The 22157-nt window shown below is 60.6% G+C and carries 17 protein-coding genes, 1 rRNA gene and 1 pseudogene; 7 read left to right on the top strand and 12 right to left on the bottom strand.

The window, feature by feature from the left end; genetic code table 11:
• Positions 1-32: 32 nt before the first annotated feature.
• Both AC3ZU9_RS06230 and AC3ZU9_RS06225 read left to right on the top strand, forming a co-directional pair.
• Positions 33-2201, top strand: a complete 2169-nt coding sequence (locus AC3ZU9_RS06230) for a PA5441 family protein (RefSeq protein WP_490090428.1) — start codon at positions 33-35, stop codon at positions 2199-2201.
• A complete protein-coding gene (locus tag AC3ZU9_RS06225; RefSeq protein WP_490090427.1) occupies positions 2198-2902 on the top strand; it encodes a DUF3142 domain-containing protein in 705 nt (234 codons plus the stop codon). Before AC3ZU9_RS06230 ends, AC3ZU9_RS06225 begins: the two co-directional genes overlap by 4 nt.
• Before the next feature lie 25 nt (positions 2903-2927).
• Here AC3ZU9_RS06225 and AC3ZU9_RS06220 read toward each other — a convergent pair whose 3' ends face one another.
• The 9 genes from AC3ZU9_RS06220 to AC3ZU9_RS06180 all read right to left on the bottom strand — a co-directional run bounded on the left by AC3ZU9_RS06220 (position 2928) and on the right by AC3ZU9_RS06180 (position 12549).
• Positions 2928-4373, bottom strand: a complete 1446-nt coding sequence (locus tag AC3ZU9_RS06220; protein WP_490090426.1) for an efflux transporter outer membrane subunit — start codon at positions 4371-4373, stop codon at positions 2928-2930.
• Positions 4370-5428: an HlyD family secretion protein gene (locus tag AC3ZU9_RS06215; protein WP_102059872.1), complete on the bottom strand. Its 1059-nt coding sequence runs from the start codon at positions 5426-5428 to the stop codon at positions 4370-4372. The genes AC3ZU9_RS06220 and AC3ZU9_RS06215 overlap by 4 nt, the downstream gene beginning before the upstream one ends.
• A 15-nt stretch (positions 5429-5443) precedes the next feature.
• A complete protein-coding gene (locus tag AC3ZU9_RS06210; RefSeq protein WP_046034549.1) occupies positions 5444-6979 on the bottom strand; it encodes an MFS transporter in 1536 nt (511 codons plus the stop codon).
• A 224-nt stretch (positions 6980-7203) separates the two neighbouring features.
• Positions 7204-8124 (bottom strand): LysR family transcriptional regulator, encoded by a 921-nt coding sequence (locus tag AC3ZU9_RS06205; protein WP_012721567.1) that lies wholly within the window; start codon positions 8122-8124, stop codon positions 7204-7206.
• Between the two features lie 52 nt (positions 8125-8176).
• The gene (locus AC3ZU9_RS06200) at positions 8177-8770 is read right to left on the bottom strand and encodes a TonB family protein (protein WP_490090425.1); all 594 of its coding nucleotides are present in this window, start codon (positions 8768-8770) and stop codon (positions 8177-8179) included.
• A 132-nt stretch (positions 8771-8902) separates the two neighbouring features.
• The gene (locus AC3ZU9_RS06195; protein WP_012721565.1) at positions 8903-9751 is read right to left on the bottom strand and encodes an ABC transporter permease; all 849 of its coding nucleotides are present in this window, start codon (positions 9749-9751) and stop codon (positions 8903-8905) included.
• A gap of 11 nt (positions 9752-9762) precedes the next feature.
• Entirely contained in the window at positions 9763-10614 is an 852-nt protein-coding gene (locus tag AC3ZU9_RS06190; RefSeq protein WP_012721564.1) for an ABC transporter ATP-binding protein, read from the bottom strand.
• A 1-nt stretch (position 10615) separates the two neighbouring features.
• Positions 10616-11641 (bottom strand): ABC transporter substrate-binding protein, encoded by a 1026-nt coding sequence (locus AC3ZU9_RS06185; protein ID WP_122811358.1) that lies wholly within the window; start codon positions 11639-11641, stop codon positions 10616-10618.
• A 14-nt stretch (positions 11642-11655) separates the two neighbouring features.
• Positions 11656-12549, bottom strand: coding sequence for a TauD/TfdA dioxygenase family protein (locus AC3ZU9_RS06180; protein WP_012721562.1), 894 nt, complete (start codon positions 12547-12549; stop codon positions 11656-11658).
• Between the two features lie 311 nt (positions 12550-12860).
• On the opposite strand from AC3ZU9_RS06180, the gene AC3ZU9_RS06175 reads away from it, so the two are divergent.
• The 5 genes from AC3ZU9_RS06175 to AC3ZU9_RS06155 all read left to right on the top strand — a co-directional run bounded on the left by AC3ZU9_RS06175 (position 12861) and on the right by AC3ZU9_RS06155 (position 19479).
• Positions 12861-13559, top strand: a complete 699-nt coding sequence (locus AC3ZU9_RS06175) for a GntR family transcriptional regulator (protein WP_012721561.1) — start codon at positions 12861-12863, stop codon at positions 13557-13559.
• A gap of 372 nt (positions 13560-13931) precedes the next feature.
• The gene (locus tag AC3ZU9_RS06170) at positions 13932-14699 is read left to right on the top strand and encodes a DUF3050 domain-containing protein (protein ID WP_093546182.1); all 768 of its coding nucleotides are present in this window, start codon (positions 13932-13934) and stop codon (positions 14697-14699) included.
• Positions 14686-15633 (top strand): diiron oxygenase, encoded by a 948-nt coding sequence (locus AC3ZU9_RS06165; RefSeq protein WP_490090424.1) that lies wholly within the window; start codon positions 14686-14688, stop codon positions 15631-15633. Before AC3ZU9_RS06170 ends, AC3ZU9_RS06165 begins: the two co-directional genes overlap by 14 nt.
• Complete coding sequence (locus AC3ZU9_RS06160; protein WP_490090423.1) at positions 15630-19001, top strand: amino acid adenylation domain-containing protein; 3372 nt, start codon at positions 15630-15632, stop codon at positions 18999-19001. The genes AC3ZU9_RS06165 and AC3ZU9_RS06160 overlap by 4 nt, the downstream gene beginning before the upstream one ends.
• Positions 19002-19020: 19 nt before the next feature.
• Positions 19021-19479, top strand: coding sequence for an SRPBCC family protein (locus AC3ZU9_RS06155; protein WP_102059865.1), 459 nt, complete (start codon positions 19021-19023; stop codon positions 19477-19479).
• Between the two features lie 39 nt (positions 19480-19518).
• On the opposite strand, the gene AC3ZU9_RS06150 is transcribed toward AC3ZU9_RS06155, so the two are convergent.
• The 3 genes and pseudogenes from AC3ZU9_RS06150 to rrf form a co-directional block, all read right to left on the bottom strand.
• Complete coding sequence (locus tag AC3ZU9_RS06150; RefSeq protein ID WP_370636097.1) at positions 19519-20304, bottom strand: methyl-accepting chemotaxis protein; 786 nt, start codon at positions 20302-20304, stop codon at positions 19519-19521.
• Between the two features lie 117 nt (positions 20305-20421).
• A pseudogene (locus AC3ZU9_RS06145) lies at positions 20422-21399 on the bottom strand (cache domain-containing protein); the annotation flags it as partial.
• Between the two features lie 465 nt (positions 21400-21864).
• Positions 21865-21980 (bottom strand): 5S ribosomal RNA (gene rrf, locus AC3ZU9_RS06140).
• Positions 21981-22157: the final 177 nt, after the last annotated feature.

Here is a 22157-nt window from a genome sequence, read left to right as displayed (position 1 = left end):
CCCCTCCACGGACTCAGGATCAAGGACACGTCATGCGCATCGGTTTTCTGTCACCCCTGGCACTGGCACTGCTCGCAGGCCTTTCCCAACACGCCCAGGCCAGCTCCGACGACTCGTGCTACCCCGACTGGCGGGTGGCACGTGACAGCCTCGACGCGTGCAGCAACCTGCCCTTCCTCAGCCCGGGCAACGACAGCCGCGTCAATCTGCGCCTGTTGCTGGCCGACAAAAAGGCTGCGCCGTTGGCGCCCAACGCCTTGAGCGAAGATGACCTGTCCCAGGGCTTTGGCCCGGTGCCCTTCCCGGTCTATCGCCTGGCCCCCATTCCCAGCACAAACGAAGAACCCGACAACGCCCCGGACGACTCACACACCGCCGAACTCGACACACTGCTGCAGCCCTTGGGCATCAAGCGCGACGAGTACAAAACCGCTGGCGAAGCATTCCTCAATGGCGAAGGCAGCCGCTGCCGCAGCAACGACGATGACAGCGCCACCGCGTTTATCCGCCAGGTGATCAAGGCCGACGTGCCGGCGGCCGAACGCGAGCTGCTGGTAAAGGCGCGCTTGCAGCTGCTCACGTCCTGTTCGTGGGAGGGCCAAGTGGTGGACGCCCAGCAGATCCAGTCCAGCGAAGGCCAACTGTTGCGCACTTACCTGCAAGCCGCGGCCGACTTCTACAGTGGTCGCTTCAGTGACGCCGAACGGGGGTTTGCCGCCGCCAGCAGCAGCAACGTGCCGTGGCTGAAGGAAACCGCGCTGTACATGACCGCGCGTACCTCACTGAACCAGGCCCAGGCCGAAGCCTTCGACGAATACGGCATGCCGCGCCTCGAGCATGTGGATAAGTCTGCCCTGAGCGAGGCTGAGGAAGGTTTCCTCAACTACCTGAAAACTTATCCACAGGGCGATTACGTCGCTTCCGCCCGTGGCCTATTGCGCCGGGTCTATTGGTTGGCCGGTGACAACACCAAACTCGCCGAGGCCTACGCCTGGGCGATGACCCAGGCCACTGACGCGCAGCGCAATGTGTCGGTGGATGAATTGGTGGAGGAAGCTGACCTCAAGCTGTTGATGGTCAACAGCGAGACCGTCACCACACCGATGATCCAGTTTGTCAGTGACCTGATGGTAATGCGCGGCGGCAACCAGCCGGCCCTCTCCCGCGCCGACCTGGAGAAGCAAAAAGCCGCATTCGCCAATGCGCCGGAACTGCATGACTACCTGCTGGCGGTCAATGCGCTGTACAGCGAGCATCAACCGGACGCTGCCTTGAAGCTATTGCCCCAAACCGTACCGTCGAGCCTGAATTACTTCGCCTTCAGCCAGCAGACCCTGCGCGCCCTCGCCCTGGAAGCCAAGCAAGACTGGAAAGGTGCCGAAGCGCTCTGGCTGCAACTGCTGCCGCTGGCGAAACTGCCGCTGCAACGCGACCAGTTGGAATTGGCCCTGGCCATGAACTACGAGCGCAGCGGCCAGTTGGCCAAGGTATTCGCCGCCGACTCGCCGATCAGCGCCAAGCAGGTACGCTACATCCTGCTGCGCAACGTTGCAGGTCCGGAGTTGCTGCGCCAACAGATCGCCCAGGCCAGCGACCCGCTGGAACGCCAGACCGCACAATTCGTGCTGCTCTACAAAGACCTGCTGCGCGGCCAGTTCGCGACCTTTGCCGAGGACCTCAAGCAACTGCCCGCCCAGGCTTCGGAAGACAAACTGGGCACCAGCCTGGGCTACGTCTACAGCGCCGGCCAAACCTTGAAGCTGTTCCAGTGGAATGGCGACAAGGCCGAATCCGGCTACGCCTGCCCGAGCATCGCGCAAACCGCCGCGACCTTGCAGGGCGATGCCAAAAATCCACAGGGCCTGAACTGTCTGGGTGAGTTCATCCTGCGCAACGGCCTGGACGGCATGCCACTGGAACAGGCACGCGCCGCCGGCAGCCTGGGCAGCACTGCGTCGGACTTCAAGGGAGAAACCTTCTCGCGCCTGGACGGCTACAAACAGGTGATCGGCAACGCCAAGGCGCCTAAGAATGATCGCGCCTATGCGCTGTTTCGCGCTATCAACTGCTATGGGCCATCGGGCTACAACAGCTGCGGCGGCGTTGATGTGGAGCCGGCCGTGCGCAAGGCGTGGTTCCGTCAGTTGAAAACCGGCTTCGCCGATACCCAGTGGGGCAAGTCCCTGCAGTACTACTGGTGAAGCACCTGTGGCTAGGCTTGCTATTACTGGCAAGCCCGGCCTTCGGCGCCGTTGACGCCCGTGACTATGACGCCTTCTGGCTGTGGAGTGGTGTCACCCCGCAACCGGTGCTCAAGCAGGCCAAGACCGTGTATATCCTCCAGGGCCAGATCAACGCCACCCGCCGCGCGCCGGGCCGTGGCGTGCAGATGATCGCCCAAGGCATCAGCGTGCCACGCCTCACCCAGGGCGACATCTGGATCGTCTACCGCGCCCACACCCTGCGCTGGCCGGAACCCGTCTACACACAACTGCTCGGGCAAGTGCAACGCTGGCGCGATGCGGGCAACCCGGTGGTCGGTATCCAGATCGACTTCGATGCGCGTACCCAATACCTGCACGAATACGCCGAGTTCCTGCGCGACCTGCGCCAGCGTTTGCCTGCCGAGTTGCGCCTGAGCATCACCGGCTTGATGGACTGGAGCAGCAACGCCGACCCGGCGGCCATCGCCCAGCTCAAGGGCGTGGTGGATGAAGTGGTGGTGCAGACGTACCAAGGCCGCCACAGCATCCCGGATTACGCGGCGTACTTGCCACGCATGGATCGGCTGGGGCTGCCGTTCAAGATTGGCTTGATTCAGGGCGGAGAGTGGCAAGCACCGGGGTATCTGAAGGACAGCGAGTGGTTTCGAGGCTATGTGGTGTTTTTGCAAAACCCCTGATGCGTTCAATCTGTAGCTTTGCCGCTCAGCGCCCAGCGGTTTGTAGCGGGTAAACCGATTCCCAGCCTCCGCCCAACGCTTTGTACAGGCCAACCATGGCCAGGGACACGCCGGTCGAGCTTTCCACCCATTGCTCTTGCGTGGCCAGCAGCGCGCTCTGCACAGTGAGCACGTTGACGAAATCCACCACGCCTTCCACGTACTGCTGCTGCGCGGTGCTCAGGGCAATCTGGTTCTGCCGCACGGCTTCGGCGAGGCTGTCGCGGCGCAGTTGGCTGGCGTTGTAGCGGGTCAATTGGTCGTCGATCTCATGCCAGGCCCGCAGCACGGTTTGCTGATACGCGAGCGCCGCTTCCTGTTGTTGGGCTTCGCGCAGGTTCAACATGCCTTGCAGGCGCCCGCCGTTGAACAGCGGCAAGCTGAACTGCGGCCCGAAGGCAAAAGCGCGGGAGCCCCAGGAACCGAGATCCGAGAGTTGCATGGCCTGGGAGCCGAGGCTGCCGGACAAGGTGATGCGCGGGTAGAAGTCGCCTTTGGCAACGCCGATGCTGGCGGTCGCGGCGTGCAGGCGGGCTTCAGCCTGGCGGATGTCCGGGCGGCGCTCGGCCAGTTCCGACGGCAGGCCAATCGCAACCTGGCGCTGGGTTTGCGGCACGGCGGCGTCCTTGGACAACTGCGCGTGCAGGGCCTGCGGCGGCTCGCCCATCAACAGGCTGAGGGCATTGATCAGTTGGTCCTGACGCTGTTGCAGATCCGGCAGCCGCGCTTCGATGGCCGCGACCTGGGCGGCGGCTTCGGCGACGTCCAGGTCGGTCGCCACGCCGTCGGCCAGGCGCAACTGTGACAGCTTGAGGCTGTGGCGGGCGACGTCGAGGTTCTGCTCGGTGACGGCGCGGGTGTTCTGTACACCGCGCAGTTGGATGTAGTCCTGGGCGGTCTCGGCGAGTACCGACAACAGCACAGCGCGGCGGTCGTCTTCGGCGACTTGCAGGGTGGCGTCAGCGGCTTCGGTTTCGCGTTTCACACGGCCCCAGAAGTCCAACTCCCAAGAGGCAGAAAAGCCCATGTCCCACTGGTTGAACGCCGAACGACCGTTGTTGCCGGACGGGTCGCTTAGGCCTTTGCCGCTGTTGCGTTGGCGCAGGTAATCACCGTTGGCGCTGAGGTTGGGATAACGCTCGGCTGTGGTCACCTGGCGTACGGCACGGCTTTGGTGCAGGCGACTGCTGGCCAGTTTCAGGTCAAGGTTATCGGTGAGCGCGCGACGGGTGAGGGCCGAGAGTTGCGCGTCGTGAAACACATCCCACCAGCGCTCCTGCAAGGGATCGCTGACGGCACGGCTGGTCGCCTGACGACCCTGGGGCTCGTTCCATTGCGACACTGGCAGGCTCTGGGGCTTGTGGAAGTCCGGGCCGACCGTACAGGCACTCAGGCTGATAAGGCTCAAGGTGAGCCAGGCAATTCGCTTCATTGCTGGGCCACCTCACGCTGCTGCGCAACGGGCTGGGTGTCGACGCTGGCTTCCACCGACATGCCGACCCGCAGGCGTTCGGTGAGTGCCTGGTTGGGTTCGAGGACGATCTTCACCGGAATCCGCTGCACGACCTTGGTGAAGTTGCCGGTGGCGTTGTCGGGTTTGATCGAGGCGAACGTCACGCCCGTCGCAGGCGCGAGGCTTTCCAGATGGCCGTTGAGCAACTCACCGTCGAGGCTGTCGACGCGCACCTGCACGGCCTGGCCGGCGTGCATATGGGAAAGCTGGGTTTCCTGGAAGTTGGCCACCACGTACGCCTCTTCCAGCGGCACCACCGCGAGGATCTTGCTGCCCGGCGTCACATACGCGCCAACGCGCACCGCACGTTCGCCGACCATGCCATCCACCGGCGCGACGATGCGCGTGTAGGACAGTTGATAACTGGCCAATTCCAGCGCGGCCTGGGCACGCTTGAGCCCACCTTCGGCGGCATCGCGCTGGGCGGTGAGGATCTCCACTTGCTTGCGTTCGGCCGCCAGCACCGCCGTCGCGTTCGCCAGGCGCGCGGTGGCCTGGTCGATGCGGGTCTTGGCTTGCTGGGCGTTCTGCACGGTGCCGGCGCCTACACCGGCGAGGTGGTTGTAGCGATTGAGTTCGTGTTCGGCGAAAGCCACTTCGGCGCGGTCCGCTGCGACGGTGGCCTGGGCCTGGGCGATCACCGAGCTTTGGCGCTCGAGGGTGGCGGTGGCATTTTTCAGTTGGGCCTGGGCGACCAACGTATCAGCGTCGGCAGCCTGGGCGGCGGCGCGGAAATCGCGGTCGTCGATCAGCGCCAACAGTTGCCCGGCCTTAACGCGCTGGTTGTCCTCCACCAGCACCTCTTTGATGAAGCCCGCCACGCGCGGCGCCACGAGGGTGAAGTCAGCGGCGACGAAGGCGTCGTTGGTGGTCTGGCGCTTGCTGCCGAGCACGCCCGGCGCGACCAGGTACACCAGCACGCCGACGGCGAATACCGCGATAACGGAGACGGCAATTTTGTCTTTGCGTTTCATGAGCAGTCCTTTCAATCAAGTCGGTGCACGAGGCGGGAAAATCCGCGTGGGCATCCAGAAAATCAGCAGGATCAACGCCGCCGCGACTGCGGCCATGACGTAATAGAGATCCGAAGAGGTCAGCACCACGGCCTGCTCGTGCAGACGGTGCGCCAAGCCCGGCGCGTCGCCGTCGGCCAGGGGTGAGTTGCCCAGGCGGTCCACCAGCAGGGTCGAATGGAAGTGCAGGCGCTGGGTGGTCAAGGTGTCGAGCACGCCGGTGGCAATCACGGCGGCCAGGCCTTTAATGGTGTTGAACCAGGCTGAGGCGAACGGGCCGTCCGTTGGCTGGATGCTGCCGGTGGAGAGCATCAGCAGCGGCAACACGGCCATCGGTTGTCCGAAAATTTGCAGCAGGTACAGGCCGTAGAAGTCATCGCGAATCCACGCCGAGGTCAGGTGCGCACTGCCCACGCAGCACAGCACCAGCATCCCCAGGCCGATCCCGAGCACCCAGCGGCAATCGACCCAGCGCAGGTTGCACAGCGCCGCCACCAGCGGCAGCGCGATCAATTGCGGGATCGCCATCAACAGCATCACCGGCGCGGTTTGCAGCGGACGGTACCCCTGGACCTGGGCGAGAAAACTCGACGGGATGATGATCACCGAGGTCAGCACCATCAGCACGCCCGCCAGCACAATCAGGGCGAACGACAGGTTGCGCAGCCCGAGCATCTGCAATTTGAAAAACGGCATCGGGTGCGACCACTCATTCACCATGAACAGCACCAACAACACGCTGCCACCCGACAGCAGGAAGGTGATCAGGCCCGACTCGAACCAGTCAAGGCGATTGCCTTGCAGGATGCCGATCACCAGCATGCAGATCGCCGGGAAGCCCAACAGCAGGCCGCGCCAGTTGAACTGCTTGAAGCGCTCCAGGCGCAGCGGGTCCTGCGGCAACCCGTAGGCCACGGCGGCCATGGCCAGCAGACACGGCGCAACGATCTGCCAGAACGCCCACTGCCAGCCGACGTACTCGGTCCACAGCGCCGCCAGCGGCGTGCCCAGGCTCGGGCCGAAGGTGGCAGTGAGGGCGTAGCCGGCCAGGCCGTACAGCTTGACGTTGGCCGGCAGGAAACGCAGCGCCACGGTCATCAGCATCGGCGGTAGCGCACCACCGGCCAGGCCTTGCACGGTGCGCAGCACCAGCAGGCTTTCGTAGTTCGGCGCGAACGGGCACAGGATCCCCAGCACCGTAAACACTCCGATCGCCCAGAGGGTGAAGCGGCGCAGGGAAAAAGTCACCGAACACCAGGGTGCGAAGGCCATGGCTGATACCGAGGTGGCGGTGTAGGCCGCGACCAGCCAGGTGCCTTCGTCGAACCCGATGTACAGCGCGCCGCGAATATCGGCGAGGGCTACTTTGGTGACCATCTCGTTGAGACCGGAGACCAGCACCGCCAGCAACACGCCGACCAGCCCGATGATGATGCGCGGGCCGAACACGGGCGGGGTCATGGCAGTGGGCTTGGCTGCGGCCGCAAGGGTGGGTGCAGCGAGGGACGTCATGAACAAGTAGCTCGAATGATAAATACCCGAGCAGTTTAATCAGGCACAAACATGACAAAAAGTTACTTGTTGGCAGTGTGTAACTGCACCAGACGCAACAATCACGATAAACACCAACCTCTGTGGGAGCTGGCTTGCCGGCGATAGCGGTGGGTCAGTGATCCATTTGGAACAGTCAGACCGCAATCGCAGGCAAGCCAGCTCCCACATTCACCGAGTTCACTTCAGGCCGGCTGGGCTTCGAGCCACGTGGCGTGGCAGCTCTCGCGCAGGGTTTCGCGCAGCCATTTGTGGGCGGGGTCTTTGTCGAATCGCGGGTGCCAGGATTGGGCCAATACCAGCGTCGGCAGCGAGATAGGCAGGGCGAACGCGCGCAGTGGCAGCTTCAGGCGATTGGCACTCAACAGCGCCTCCTTAGGCACCGGCAGGATCAGGTCGGAGTCGGGCAGCATGAACATCGCGCCGTGAAAGCCTGGGGCGATCATCGCCACGCGGCGCTCCAGGCCCTGGGCATTCAGCGCGGTATCGATCGGCCCCCGTGCGATGCCGCGCCGCGAGATGCTGATATGGGAATAACTGGCGAAACGTGCGGCGGTGATTTCTTCGTCGAACAACGGGTGGTCTTCCCGCGCCAGGCCGACGAAGGTGGTGGAGAACAGATTCTGCACCTTCACTTCGGGGCTGGCCGGCATGGTGTTGCTCACGCGTAAATCCAGGCGCCCTTCGCGCAGGGCCTCGTCATCGGTGTCGCCTTCGGGCACGAAGCACAGCTCGCACAGGGGCGCCAGGCGCTCCATGGTGTCGAACAGCCGCCCGCCGTATACGCCGATAAAGAAGTCATTGGCGCGCACGCTGAAGCGGCGGCGCAAGGTGCTGAGATCCACTTGGTCCGCCGAGCGGAACAGCAACGCCGCCTGCTCGACGACGTTGCGCACCTGACCTTGCAGCTGCAGCGCCTTAGGCGTGGGCACCAGGCCGCGACCGGCGCGCACCAGGATCGGGTCGCCCACCGCTTCGCGAATACGCGTCAGGGTGCGGCTCATGGCCGCCGGGCTGAGGTTCATGCGGCGCGCGGCGCCAACCACACTGCCCTCGTCGAGCAAGGCGTCGAGGGCGACCAGCAGGTTCATGTCCGGTAGTTGCATGCCAAGCACTCGTGATCAACAAGGCGTGAATTGAGCGCAATCGTAGCAGGCTTTACAGGTAAGGCTTCACGTTGCGGGGCAGGTAGTCCGCAAAGGCGGCTTTGGGATGGGCCTGGCATTTGCGCACGATGTCCGGCAGGGCATTTTCCAATTCGTCGGCGCGAGTCAGGCCTTCGTTGTAGTCGCTCTTACCGCTCAGCGCCGGGAACATCACCGCGACTCGGGTAATGGCAAAGCTCTTCATTGCGATCAAGGGGCGCGTGGGATGTTCGCGACGGAACTGGCTGACTTCTTCGGTCAGCGCGCTGCAGGATTGGTAGGTGGTCTGGGTAAAGGTCAGTTGAGTGGTTTCCTTTCTCACCGGTTCGGGTGTGAACACCATATCGTTTTGCGCCTGGAGCACTGCGGGCCGATCGGCCTCTACCGTCCAGGGCTTGAAACGCCATAGCGTGGCCGCCGCCACGGCGGCTTCACCAAACGCCGGCTTGGTGGCGCTGAGCGCTTTGACGTCGCTGACCGTACCGTCGTTATGAATGTTCAGGCTGATGCGTGCGTGCCCCTGGGTGGCTATCAGGTGGCTGGGGTAAAGCGGCTTGGGCATGGTGACCACTTCAGGCACGAATTCCGCCAGAACCGAAGTCGACAAACACAAAGCCGCCGCCAACACAAAAAACCGCATCGTCGTAAATCCTTTTACCGGGCACACCTGACGCCAGGGCGACGTCAGATTTGGCCGGCATTATCGGGTTCACGGCGGACAAAGAGCAATCATTCCTGTTTAGCGCTGCATGCCCCAGCGCTTCACGGTCAGGCGCTCGAACGTGTCAAACACCAGATTTTCCACAAGCAGGCCGATCAGGATCACCACCGCCAGCCCGGCAAACACCTTGTCGGTGTACAGCTCGTTGCGGTTCTGGAAAATGTACCAACCCAGCCCACCCTTGCCGCTGGTAGCACCGAACACCAGTTCGGCGGCGATCAATGTGCGCCAGGCAAAGGCCCAGCCAATCTTGAGACCCGCAAGGATCGATGGCAGCGCCGCAGGGATGAGGATGAACAGCACAAAACGCATGCCCTTGAGACCGTAATTACGGCCAGCCATGCGCAGGGTTTCGGACACGCCGAGGAACCCCGAATAGGTATTGAGCGCCAACGCCCACAGCACCGAATGCACCAGCACGAAGATCAGGCTGTTCTGCCCCAGGCCAAACCACAGCAGCGCCAGCGGCAGCAACGCAATGGCCGGCAGCGGGTTGAACATCGAGGTCAGGGTGCTCAGCAGGTCGCGGCCCAGTTGGGTTGATACCGCCAAGGTGGTCAGGGCAAACGCCAGCACAATGCCGATCAGGTAGCCCTTGATCAGCACCACCAGCGAAATGCTGACTTTGCTGAGCAATTCACCGCTGAGCAGGCCGTCGTACAGTGCGTGAAAGGTCTGCAAGAAGCTCGGCAACAGCAGGTCGTTGTTCTGATAACGCGCAACGGCTTCCCAGAGGATCGCGAGCACGATCAGGATCAGGCCCTTGCGCAGCCAGCCTTGTTGCCACAAACGTTGACGCAGCGGCAGCTCGCGTTCCACGGGGACACTGAGCAACGGCTCGAGGGTGATTTCGTATTCCTGGCGCATGGGTTGTCCCTTCAGTAAGCGATGCGGATATCGGCGAAACCCAACTCGCGTTCGGCCTCGGGCGCTTCATCGAACAGCAGGCGATGAATGCGCCGCGCCGACGCCTGGAACTCCACGCCACCGAGGCTGTGCAGGTCGTATTGATGGCTGTGGATTTCCGCGCGCACGCGCCCCGGGTGCGGCGACAGCAACAGGATGCGATTACCCACCACCAGCGCTTCCTCAATGGAGTGGGTGACGAACAGCAGGGTGAAACGCACTTCTTCCCAGAGCAGCAGCAACTCTTCCTGCATCTTGCGCCGGGTCAGCGCGTCGAGGGCGGCGAAGGGTTCGTCCATCAACAGGATTTTCGGCTGCATGGCCAGGGCACGGGCGATGGCGACACGGGCTTTCATACCGCCGGAAAGGGTGTGCGGGTAGGCATCGGCAAAGGCGGTGAGGCCGACTTTGTCGAGGTAGTGCAGCGCGCGTTCTTCGGCTTCGGCGCGCTTCAAGGTTTTCGAGGCCAGCAGCGGAAACATCACGTTCTGTTTGACGGTCTTCCACGGCGGCAACTGGTCGAATTCCTGGAACACCACGATACGGTCCGGGCCTGGTTGCTCGACCTTCTGGCCCAGCAAGCGGATCTCGCCTTCGCAGGGTTTGATAAACCCGGCGATGGATTTGAGCAAGGTGGACTTACCGCAGCCCGAAGGGCCGAGCAGCACGTAGCGATCGGCCGGGTCGATCTCGAAACTCACCTGGTGGGTGGCCCGCACCACGCGCTCGGGGGTGCGGTATTCCAGGCTCACGTTATCCACCGCCAGCAGCGGGCCGGTGGTGTGCAGGTTGCTGGCCGCGTGGCCTTGCAAAGGCGCGTTCATCTCAACTTCCTTGCAGGGGCTTGGCGTCCTGGAAGAAATAGTCCTTCCACGATTCAGGCTTGTTCTTGATGGCGCCAACGCGGTAGAGGAATTCCGCCAGCGGGTAAGTGTTTTTCGGCGTGACGCTGAATTCGAACTGCGGGTTGTCGATGATTTTCAGCAACTCGGCGCGGTCGATCTTGGCGTTGGTGACACGGATGTAGGTGTCCGCCGCTGCGCCTTTGTCGTTCTGGGCGAACTGCGCGGCTTCGGTCAATGCCTCGACGAACGCCTTGTAGGTTTTCGGGTTGTCGTTGCGAAATTTCTCGGTGGCGAACAGCACCGTCGGCGAGTTCGGGCCGAGCAGGTCGTAGGTGTTCAGCACCACGTGCACGTTCGGGTTGGCCAGGGCCTGGTCCTGGAACGGTGGGTTGGAAAAGTGCCCGGTGAGCTCGGTGCCGCCTGCGATCAGCGCGGCGGTGGCATCCGGGTGCGGGACGGCAACGGTGTACTTGTCGAGGCGATTGAATTCCTTGTCACCCCATTGTTTGGCCGCCGCGTATTGCAGGAAACGCGACTGCACCGACACGCCCACCGCCGGTACGGCAATGCGATCTTTCTCGGTGAAATCGGCGATGGTCTTGACCTTGGGGTTGTTGCTGACCAGGTAGTACGGGAAGTTGCCCAGGGAAGCGACGGCCTTGACGTTCTGCTTGCCGTGGGTGCGATCCCAGATGGTCAGCAGCGGGCCGACACCGGCACCGGCAATATCGATGGAACCGGAGAGCAGTGCGTCGTTGACTGCCGCGCCGCCAGACAGCTGAGTCCAGTCCACCTTGATGTCGATGCCTTCCTGCTTACCGTATTTCTCGATCAGGTTCTGGTCGCGTACCACGTTGAGTAACAGGTAGACGATGCCGAACTGCTCAGCAATGCGAATCTCGCCTTCGGCCTGCGCGGCCGCTGGCGCGACCAGGCTGCCGGCCAGCAGGCTGAGACCCAGGCCGACGGTCGCGGCCAGCCGTGCAAATGGAATGTTCCTGGACATGGTCATGCTCCGAATCAGAAAGGCGCGTCGCCCTGGATGGTGGTACGAAACAGCTTGCGGCGCAGATGGCTCGGGCAACCGGCGGCCAGGTGGATCAGCGAACGGTTGTCCCAGAACACCAGATCGTGGGGCTGCCACTGGTGGCGGTAGATGTTTTGCGGCAACACGCTGTGCGCATAGAGTTGGGCCAGCAGGTCGCGGCTTTCGTCCTCCGGCAGGCCGACGATGCGGGTGGTGAAACCTTCACTGACAAACAGCGCTTTGCGGCCGTTTTCCGGGTGAGTGCGCACGATGGGGTGCACGACTTCCGCCACCTGGGCAAGCTGCTCAGGGGTCAACGTGGGGCGCCAGTTGCCTTCGAATTTGGTTTCGCTGTAGCGCGCGGTGTAGGAATGGGCGGCACTGCGACCTTCGACGGCGTTGCGCAAGTGCTCGGGCAATTGGTCCCAGGCTTTGTGCATATCGGCGAACAAGGTGTCGCCGCCTTCAGAGGGCAGCTCCTGAGCGTGCAGCATCGAGCCCAGGCTCGGCAGTTCTTTATAGGACAGGTCCGAATGCCAGAACTTGCCCGCGTCCCCCAGGCCGATGGACTGGCCGTTTTCGATGATGTTGGAGACGATCAGGATTTCCGGATGGTTGGCCAACAGGAACTGTTTGAGCACATGGATCTGCAGCACGCCAAAGCGACGGCTGAAGGCGATCTGTTGCTCGGGGGTGATGCGTTGGTCACGGAAGACCACGACATGATGGTCCAGATGTGCGCGGTGGATGCGCGCGAAATCTTTGTCGTTGATCGCACGGGTCAAGTCCAGGCCAATGATCTCGGCACCGACACTGCCGGGAAGTGGGCGAATCTCGAAGGTTTGGTGGGTAGGGATCGCTGTTGGAACAGTAGAGGCGGCGGACATGAGTTCACTCCCGGTCAGACAGGAGAGTGACTTTATAGATATAAGAGCGGCATTTTAAATACCGATAATGAATATCTATAGACAGGAATGTTCCGGCGAAAAGGCGCTTTCGGCGGCCGGGATGGCATAAATCAGCGAAGCGAAACGTTCAGCTGTAAGACGCCGTAGAAACGCTGTGTGGGCGCCAAGAACCGCGTGTTTAGCCGCTTACAAGCCGAAAAGCTTGCCCGTTTGACAACCCGGCAGGCAGTCTCTAGTGTGCATTGGATCCAATTAGCCACACTCATTCTAGTAAGGAGGATAGCGTAGCCGTGACGCAGAAGCCGAACCCTTTGAACAGCATCAAGATCAGCGGGCCGATTCCCGCCCACCTTGCCCGCTCCGTAATTGAAGAAACCTTGCGTAACGCCATTCTCGATGGCCGGTTGCCGTGTGGTACCGCCATGCGCCAGCAAGAGCTGGCCAGCCTGTTCGGGGTCAGCCGCATGCCAGTCCGCGAAGCCTTGCGCCAGTTGGAGGCACAGTCATTGCTGCATGTGGTGACGCACAAGGGCGCAGTGGTTGCGCCGCTGATTGAGGACAACTCGGCTGAGACCTATGCCTTGCGCATTCTTCTGGAGTCGGAAGCGCTGCGCTTGTCGACCCCGTTGCTGACCGCCGCCGATATTGCCGAGGCGAATACCTACATCGATGCCTTGGAACGGGAGAAAGACTACACCGAGATTGGCCGCCTGAATCGACTGTTTCACATGGTCCTGTATGGCAAGGCTCCTAACCAGCGGCTGCTCAAGCTGGTCGAACACGGTTTGAATGAAGAGGAGCGTTTTTTGCGCTTCAACCTTGAAGCGATGGGGCTGGGCGAGACATCCCAGGAAGATCACCGTGAACTGCTGAACCTGGTGGCGCAGAAGAAGCTCGACGAAAGCATCCTGGCACTGCGCAATCACCTGACGCGCGGCATGGAAGTCATCGCGAACTATCTCAATGGCCTTGAAGAAGCCGATAGGTAGGTTTCCACCGCAACGCTCGACCCCCTGCGTTGCGGGGCTCCCCCCTCAAGGAGAGCGCCGCGTCAAGATGACGTGATTAAAACAACTTGATTAAACTAAACCTGCTTCTACCCAAGAAACTTCCCACCTTTAAAACGCACTTTACACACCACATGTAACTTCTCGAAAAAACATCCAGTGCACTTATAAGCTCACCCAAACGTTTAATCAGCTTATTATCTTCCGCTGAACATTAAACTTTTCAACTGTCCGTATCCATCCAGGCCTATGGCGCGCCTTGCGCGTGGCCTGACTGAACGCTACTTGTCTACTTCCGGCTGCAAAAGCCATCACTGCTTCACGAGCAGTCGCGACAACTTATAGGCATCAACCATGTATCAAACTTTGCTTGAGCAAAAAAAACAGCTGTTATGCAGCCATCTGTTATTTGATGAAATAACTTCACTGGGTAAGTTACAACTTTTCATGGAGAGCCACGTATTTGCGGTATGGGACTTCATGACCCTCACCAAACGCCTGCAACAGGACCTGACGTGCACGCGGCTACCCTGGCTTCCCCCGACCGATCCACACGCTGCCCGATTGATCAACGAGATCGTGCTGGGTGAGGAGTCCGACGAGCATCCTGAGCGAGGCTATAGCAGCCACTTCGAGCTGTACCGTGAAGCAATGGTCGAAGTGGGCGCCAGCACCGCCGCCATCGATGCCTTTATTACGCTGCAACGCGGAGGCATCGAGGCCCACGCAGCCTTGCAACAGATCGATGTACCGCAAGGCGTGTCCCGCTTCGTCGAGGACACGTTGCTTATCGCGTTAAATGCCCCGACCCATTGTGTCGCCGCAGCGTTCCTGCACGGCCGTGAGAGTGTAATCCCGGCCATGTTCGAACGTCTGTTGCAAGGTAACGGGATCATCAATCAACAGGCGCCTATCCTGGGCCACTACCTGAACCGTCACATCGAATTGGATACCCAGGGCCATGAGCCAGCGGCGCAACAGTTACTGCAACGCCTGATTGGCGCCGACGCGTGCCGCAAAGAAGAAGCTGCGGGCGCTGCACTCAACGCGGTGGAAAACCGCATCACCTTCTGGGACTCGGTGCGTGCCTCGTTGCAAGGGGGCATCCATGAATACCGCTGACTATCGCTCCATCGCTGAGGATTGGGAGTGCCGTGCAACCATTCGCACACGTCCTCGCCGCGTGCTGGAAAACGACGGCAATCTGATCTATCCATTGTGTCGCCAGCCACTGGTAGTGGGCGCGACGTTTCTCGAGCACTGCTCGCAATGGCGCGATTTTGTGCTGGTGCAAAGCTTCTATAAATTCATCAATGACGTAGTTATTTTCGAAACCGAGATCGTCGACAAGACCGCCCGCCGCATTGCCAAGAACCGCTTCGCCATCACCTTCCCCCTCGCCTGTCGCTACGACGCAATGACCATCGTGGTGGACGAGGATTACCATGCCCTGGTCGCACTGGATTTCCTGCAACAGACCGTGGCAATGACCGGTATAGAACCGCTCGAACTGCCGGCACAAATCGAGCTCAGTCGCGCCCTGCCGGCAGCACAGGCGCAGGCCCCGGCACACCTGCGTGACGCGGTTGAGTTGATTGGCGTGGCCATCGCCGAAAACACGGTGACCCATGACGTCGCCGCCTTCGCCAAGGACGACAGCGTCAAGCCGTCGGTCCGCGGCATGATGGCCGATCATCTCTCTGACGAAGGGCGTCATGCGCAATTCTGGACACGCCTGGTACGCCTCTACTGGCAAGCGGCGAGCCCGGAGGATCGCGACAGCATCGCCCACGTGCTGCCAACATTCTTGAGCCACTACCTGACCAACGACCTGCAGAAGTCCTTCGACCTGCAACTGATCGAACGTCTGGACGTGAACCCCGACATCCGTCAGGCGCTGACGCGAGAAATAAACGCGCTGGATTTCCCCATCACCCGACAACACCCACTGATCGGTAACATCACAGGTTTTCTGCAGCGTAGCGGCTTGCTGCAGACACCCAGCGTGACACAGGCATTGAGTGACTATTTGCCCCTGGCCGGGAGAGCGGCATGAGATGCCTGACCATTGGATGGGTCGGTGTCAGCCAAGCCCTGAAGAGCGTGAAGCACCTGCTGGAGCAGTACGGCCATCGGTCTGGTGATGAGGCCGCCGACTGGGTGATCGAAGACGGGAGCCAGCCAGTACCCCGGCGCTTGTCCGAAGCCTCCCGCATCAGCTTGCGCGTGGGCATCGGCGCTCTGACTGAATACGGGCTGCCCGCCGTACAGTTGCGCGGCTATGACCGCAACAGGCGCCTGCTTGCCGCGCTGGACCTTGCCGAAGAGCCCAGTGGGAACGGCCAGCGACTGCGTTTGCACGCAACCCGGGTGCTGGCGGAATGGGTTGCCTTGCACATCAGTCGTGTTGCACGTGACCCTGAGTATTTGCCCCCAGAGGCCTGCGCCAATGCCTGGCCTGAGCAAGGCATGCAGGGGCTGGAAGCGGTGGCGTTTCTGCATCGGTTTAATCGCACGGCGGACCCGGCCGTGTGGCAGGCAGCCCAGGTGCCGGTGATCGAGCGATTGCAGGCCAGCCTTCTCACCTTCGCCGAGCGACCTGCCCTGAACATTGCGGGCAATGTGACGACTTACCGGCAACTGCAGATTCAGGTGCTCGCCATCCAGCAGCGGCTGGAACGGCTACTGGAGGGCATTGAGGCACCCGCCGTAGTCGGTGTTTGCCTGGAAAAATCCATCGCGTTGTACGCCAGTATTCTCGCAGTGCTCGGCTGCGGCGCAGTGTACCTGCCGTTGGCGCCCGACCACCCATCACAACGCCAGCAGGCCATGCTGGAAAGTGCAGGCGCCCGCGTATTGCTGGATGAAGGCAGCCATCCATTGCGTGAGCACTTCGTTTCGCTGGACGTTGGCAATCTCGGCGCGCCAGACACTGCACGACCATTGCGGCCTCCTTGCATCGACCTTGAAGCACCTTGCATGGCGCTCTTCACCTCAGGCACCACGGGACGGCCCAAGGGTGTACTGCTCGGCCAGGACAATCTCGCCCATTTCAGCGCTTGGTTTGCCAGCCAAATGGCGCTGAGTGAACGGAGTCGTGTGCTGCAGTTCGCCTCGGTGAATTTCGATGCATCGCTGATGGACATTTTCCCCAGCCTGATCGCCGGCGCGGAGTTGATCATCCCCAGCGAGACGCAACGGCGCGATCCGCAGCAATTGGTCGAGCTGATTCGGCAACAGCGCATCACCCATGCGTTCTTGCCGCCGGCGCTGCTCAGCCTCCTGCCGCTTGATAAACCCTTGGGCCTGACGCATCTGTTGACCGGCGGCGATGCCTGCGAGCCTTATGTGATCGAACGCTTGGCAGGCCAATGCCACCTGCACAACCTCTACGGTCCCACCGAAGCGACGGTACTGGTCACCCATCGGATCCTGCAAGCCGGGGATGGCAATCGCAACCTGGGCCGCCCCATCGCCAACAGCCAAGTGCTGATCCTCGACGATAACCTGCAACCGGTGGACGAACAGGTGATGGGCGAGCTGTACATCGTCGGCCCTGGGGTAGGCCTGGGGTATTTAAATGCAACGCAGTTGCCCGACGACCCTTTCATGACGCTGGCCCTGCCGGGTGGCAAGCCCCTGCGGGCCTATCGCAGTGGCGACCTTGCGAAGTGGACGGCCGAGGGTATCGAGCTGGGCGGCAGGCGCGATGCGCAGGTGAAGATTCGCGGAATCCGGGTCGCACCTCAGGAAATCGAACAGTGCCTGCGCGACAGTCGACTGTATCGCCAGGTGGCGGTGGTCATTGATAGTGAACGCAAGATTCGTGGTGTCGTCGCCCAACCGGAGCCTGGCGCCACGCTAGCCGGCTTGAAACAGCATGCACGGCAGTGGCTGCCTGATTACCTGCAGCCCGACCTGTGGGCCGAGCTACCCAGCCTGCCTTGCTCCAGTAACGGCAAGGTCGACCGCCAGGCCTTGCTGGCGTTGCCGGCCCACCCCACGTTGAATAGCGCCGGGCAGGCTGCGCAAACGCCCCTTCACATGCAACTGGTGGCGTTATGGCGTGAGTTGTTGCGGTTGCCAGTGGGCGAGCTGTCAATTGATGACAGCTTCTTCAATCTCGGCGGCCACTCCATGTTGCTGTCGATGTTGTTGCTGCGTATCCGCGAGCAGTTTGGCCGCAGCCTGCCGTTGAACCGCTTCTTTGAAGCACCAACGATTCGCACGCTTGCGCTGCTGATCGAGGATGGGGCGCTGCCTGAAGCAGCTTCCGGCCAGGCGCTTCAGGATGCACAGAGGGAAGACGTTGTTCAGGTACTGCCTGTAGAGCGCGTCGGTGATCGCAACAAAGTGATCGTGACAGGCGCAAACAGTTTTATCGGTGTGCATATCGTCGAGGCGCTGTTGGCCAATGGTGCAACCCACGTGGCGTGCCTGGTGCGGGAGCTGCCGGGACAAGCCGCAAACACGCGATTCGCTCAGGCGTTGCGCGAACACCGTCTTGAACACTTGGACTTGAGCAGGGTGCAGGTCTATGCCGCGGATATCAGCCAACCACGCCTGGGCTTGGCTTGCGATACGTATGAGCACCTTGCACGGGACTACGGTGTGCTCGTGCACAACGCCGCGCGGGTCAATCACGTGATGGACTACGCCTCGTTGGTAAAGGACAACGTCGCCCCCCTGCTGGAATGCCTGCGCTTGTGTGAGACCCACTGCAAGAAAGTGCTCAATTTCATCTCGACCTTGTCCGCCTGCAGCGACACCGACGCACATGGCCACGTCCTCGAAACCCCGGCCGCGCAGACCCTGCCGATCTACATCAAAAATGGCTACAACTTGTCCAAGTGGGTCGCTGAGCGCTGGCTGGGGCGCGCGGTCAAGCAAGGTTCCTGGGTGAACATTCACCGCCCGGGAAACATCAGTTTCAACAGCCGGAGCGGTGTGTGTCAGCCGCAGAAAAATCGCCTGATGCTGATGCTAAAAGGCTCGCTGCAATTGGGCTTGGTGCCCCGTTTGGAAGTGAACTTCGACCTGATGCCTGTGGATTTTTTTGCTCGGTTTCTCGCGTTCCACCGCGGCCATTTTGAAGCGAGGCGAAACGTCTTCAACCTGCATAACCCACAGCCTTTGAGCTGGGATCAATATTTGGATGCATTCAGCCGGGCGGGCTACGAATTCGAGCGCGTCAGTGTCGCGCACTGGCAAAGGGCGCTGCGCACGGTAAGCCGCGAAAACGCGCTGTTTGGCGTACTGGGCTTTTATCTGGACGGGCTGGGGGACGACATTGGCGACACCTCAATGATCCACTGCAACAACGCACGCCGGGCAGTGGAAGCAATGGGTACCCACTACCCCGAAAAGAGCGCGTCGCTGCTGCAAAGGGGCTGCGACTACCTCAAGGCTATCGGCTTTCTTTGAACGGATTAAGGACAACCTCATGAAACCGCTGCAACCCGATACATTGATTCACAACCCAACTGGCATGCCGGTGGTGGCCTCTGTCGTGGTCAACTGCGAGGCCATGCGACTGTGGGGGGTGGTGGGTCACTTTGCAGGCTTTGATGCCTTTATTCCGGCCCTGTCGCACATCGAAATGACGGGGGAAGGCGTGGGCGCTTTGCGCACCAAGTTTTTCCACGATGGTCATCGCGTCGTGGAGCAACTCAATAGCCGGGACGAAGATGCCATGAGCATGACCTGGACAACGATTTATAACACGCTGGGCGTAGCTCGATTGTGGGCGGCGATGCGCGTGGAAGCACTCGGTTCAAGCGGTTCAAGGGCGACCTGGACGCTGATCGGCGAGCCGGCAGAAATGGCGCAGGCGGAGTTTGAACAGTTTGTACAAACATTCGCCGACAACGCTTTGGGAAATGTGCGCCATATGCTGGGTTGAGGAGCAGGAGCGAGAGGGCTCGCTCCTGTTCAATCACCGTCAGATCTTGAAACTGTCGACCAGCTGTTTCAAGCGGCTGGCCTGCTGGGATAGCGCATCGCAGTCCTTCAATGTTTCGTTGAGATTGGTCACGCCTTGCTGGTTCAGCAGGTTGATCTGATTGATGTCGACATTGAGTGTTTCCACTACTGCAGTCTGCTCTTCGGTGGCGGCAGCGACCGATTGGTTCATGCCATCGATTTCAACGATCCTCTTCGTCACGCTGATCAGCCGCTCACCCGCCTGGTTGGCCACCTGGACACTTTCTTCGCTGGAGGTCTGGCTGGCGTTCATCGTGCTCACCGCTTCACGCGAACCCACTTGCAACGAGGTGATCATTTTGTGGATTTCTTCAGCCGACTCCTGCGTACGGTGGGCCAGGTTACGCACTTCATCAGCGACCACGGCAAACCCGCGGCCAGCCTCCCCGGCACGGGCAGCCTCGATCGCGGCGTTGAGCGCAAGCAGGTTGGTCTGCTGGGAGATGCCTTTGATGACATCAAGAATGTGACCGATGTTGTCGGTGCTGGCATTCAGGGTTTCAATCTGCGTGCAGGACAGGCTGATCTTTTGCGACAGTTCCGACATCGCCAAAATGGTTTGCTCCACCACTTTGCGCCCATCGTCAGCCTGCTCACTGGCACCGCTCGCGTGCTGCGAGGCGTCGGCAGCATTACGCGCGATTTCCTGAGTGGCTGCGCCCAGCTCGTTGATCGCGGCAGCCACGCTGTTAGTGCGCGCGCTCTGCTCGTCGGAACCGATGATCGAGGCGTTGGACGATGCCATTACGCGCTGGGACAAGTCATGCACCTGGCGTGTTGCTGAAGACACTTCGGAGATGGAGGCGTGGATACGCTCTACGAATTGATTGAATGCACTGCCTACCTCGCCAAACTCGTCCTTGCTGGTGACGTCCAGGCGACGGGTCAGGTCGCCCTCACCCTGAGCGATGTCCTGCATGGCAACGCCCATAGTGGTCAGAGGCCGCAGCAGTACTTGGATCAGCAGGCTCAAGAGCACTGCGATCGCCACCACCGCAATCAACATGGCAATCAACGCTGATGTACGGAATTTACCCAGCGGTGCGTAGGCCTTGTCTTTATCGATCGACAGACCAATGTACCAATCCGCATCTGGCAGGCCGCTGATCGGGGTGAACGACAAAATACGATCCTGGCCATTGAGGACGACATCCTGACTGACCTTCTCGATACGCACAGGGGAGCCTGGATAGATGTCCTTAAGGTTCTTCATCACCTGGTCCTGGTCAGGACTGACGATGACCTGGCCATCGCCGCTGACCAGAAACGCATGGCCGATGCCGCCGAAATCCACAGAGTTGATGATCTTCACCAGGGTTTGCAGGCTCAGGTCACCACCGACGACACCCAGCAGTTCACCGTTCTTTTTCACCGGCATCGCGATGGTTACGATCTGCCCACCCACTGCGGCCATGTAAGGCGGGGTGAGCATGGTTTTATCAGTGGCCACAGCTTGCTTGTACCAAGGACGCTGACGGGGGTCGTAGCCATCAGGCATCTTCGCATCTGGACGCTGGGTGAACACACCGTTGGTTTGGCCGACATAGGTGAACTGGAAATTTGCTGTGAGGGCAGGTTGATCGACCAAGCCCGGGAGGTCTGCGCCAGTGCCCTGGTGGGCAATATTTTGCGACAGGCTTTCGAGTACCAGAATTCGCCCACTGAGCCAGTTCTGCACACTACTGGCGGTAAGCTCGCCGGATTGCTGGATGGAGGAATCCAGGTTTTGCTTGATGGTGCTTCGCTGCAGGTAGTCGTTGTAAAGCGTGAATAACGCGAAGGCTAGAACCACAACGCCTGACGCGGCCAACAGAATTTTATGACTGAACTTAAGATTCATTTCACCGACTTCTTTTGCCAAATGGGGGTGTGAGCGTGCCGAGTGGAACATTCCATGTAACGGTATAGGCGGACTCTCTGACCGCTCTATTTCGGTGCACGCATGGCTCATCAGGCTTTCGGCCAAAGCAGGGCAAATCTTAGGGGATTGTGAGGTATATCCTGTTTTCGCGAGAGAAACCGACCGGTGGTAGGCGATAACGGATCGGTGATGCAGAGCCTTTCAGTCGCCAGGGTCGTGCCGCAGATACGTCCGCGCAAGGCGCCTTTGTGAACTTGCTGCAACAGAGCAGGAGCTCCGGAATCAAGATGCCTCATAGGTTTTTGCATGTCATGCAATGGCCTGGTAATCGATCACTGACGACGTGAATAAATCGAACATGCTTACCGGGGATCTATCAACTGCCGCATCTCTTAAACGACAAAACCCCTGTCTGCGCTAGCAGACAGGGGTTTCGGAATTCAATCTTGACGATGACCTACTCTCACATGGGGAAACCCCACACTACCATCGGCGATGCATCGTTTCACTGCTGAGTTCGGGATGGGATCAGGTGGTTCCAATGCTCTATGGTCGTCAAGAAATTCTGTGCACCGGACCGTTGTGTTAGCAACGTGCCGGTTAAATTCATGGACTTCTACATAAACAAAACCCCTGTTTGCGTTAGCAAACAGGGGTTCTGGAATTTAATCTTGACGATGACCTACTCTCACATGGGGAAACCCCACACTACCATCGGCGATGCATCGTTTCACTAC

It is taken from the genome of Pseudomonas sp. A39 (assembly GCF_058145955.1).
This window is presented reverse-complemented; position numbering and strand designations above follow the sequence as displayed.

Bases quoted from the DNA above. Each gene is read 5' to 3' on its own strand.
- AC3ZU9_RS06230 (WP_490090428.1), top strand. From the start codon at position 33: ATGCGCATCGGTTTTCTGTCACCCCTGGCACTGGCACTGCTCGCAGGC.
- AC3ZU9_RS06220 (WP_490090426.1), bottom strand. From the start codon at position 4,373: ATGAAGCGAATTGCCTGGCTCACCTTGAGCCTTATCAGCCTGAGTGCC.
- AC3ZU9_RS06215 (WP_102059872.1), bottom strand. From the start codon at position 5,428: ATGAAACGCAAAGACAAAATTGCCGTCTCCGTTATCGCGGTATTCGCC.
- AC3ZU9_RS06210 (WP_046034549.1), bottom strand. From the start codon at position 6,979: ATGACGTCCCTCGCTGCACCCACCCTTGCGGCCGCAGCCAAGCCCACT.
- AC3ZU9_RS06205 (WP_012721567.1), bottom strand. From the start codon at position 8,124: ATGCAACTACCGGACATGAACCTGCTGGTCGCCCTCGACGCCTTGCTC.
- AC3ZU9_RS06195 (WP_012721565.1), bottom strand. From the start codon at position 9,751: ATGCGCCAGGAATACGAAATCACCCTCGAGCCGTTGCTCAGTGTCCCC.
- AC3ZU9_RS06190 (WP_012721564.1), bottom strand. From the start codon at position 10,614: ATGAACGCGCCTTTGCAAGGCCACGCGGCCAGCAACCTGCACACCACC.
- AC3ZU9_RS06185 (WP_122811358.1), bottom strand. From the start codon at position 11,641: ATGTCCAGGAACATTCCATTTGCACGGCTGGCCGCGACCGTCGGCCTG.
- AC3ZU9_RS06180 (WP_012721562.1), bottom strand. From the start codon at position 12,549: ATGTCCGCCGCCTCTACTGTTCCAACAGCGATCCCTACCCACCAAACC.
- AC3ZU9_RS06170 (WP_093546182.1), top strand. From the start codon at position 13,932: ATGTATCAAACTTTGCTTGAGCAAAAAAAACAGCTGTTATGCAGCCAT.
- AC3ZU9_RS06165 (WP_490090424.1), top strand. From the start codon at position 14,686: ATGAATACCGCTGACTATCGCTCCATCGCTGAGGATTGGGAGTGCCGT.
- AC3ZU9_RS06160 (WP_490090423.1), top strand. From the start codon at position 15,630: ATGAGATGCCTGACCATTGGATGGGTCGGTGTCAGCCAAGCCCTGAAG.
- AC3ZU9_RS06155 (WP_102059865.1), top strand. From the start codon at position 19,021: ATGAAACCGCTGCAACCCGATACATTGATTCACAACCCAACTGGCATG.
- AC3ZU9_RS06150 (WP_370636097.1), bottom strand. From the start codon at position 20,304: ATGGCATCGTCCAACGCCTCGATCATCGGTTCCGACGAGCAGAGCGCG.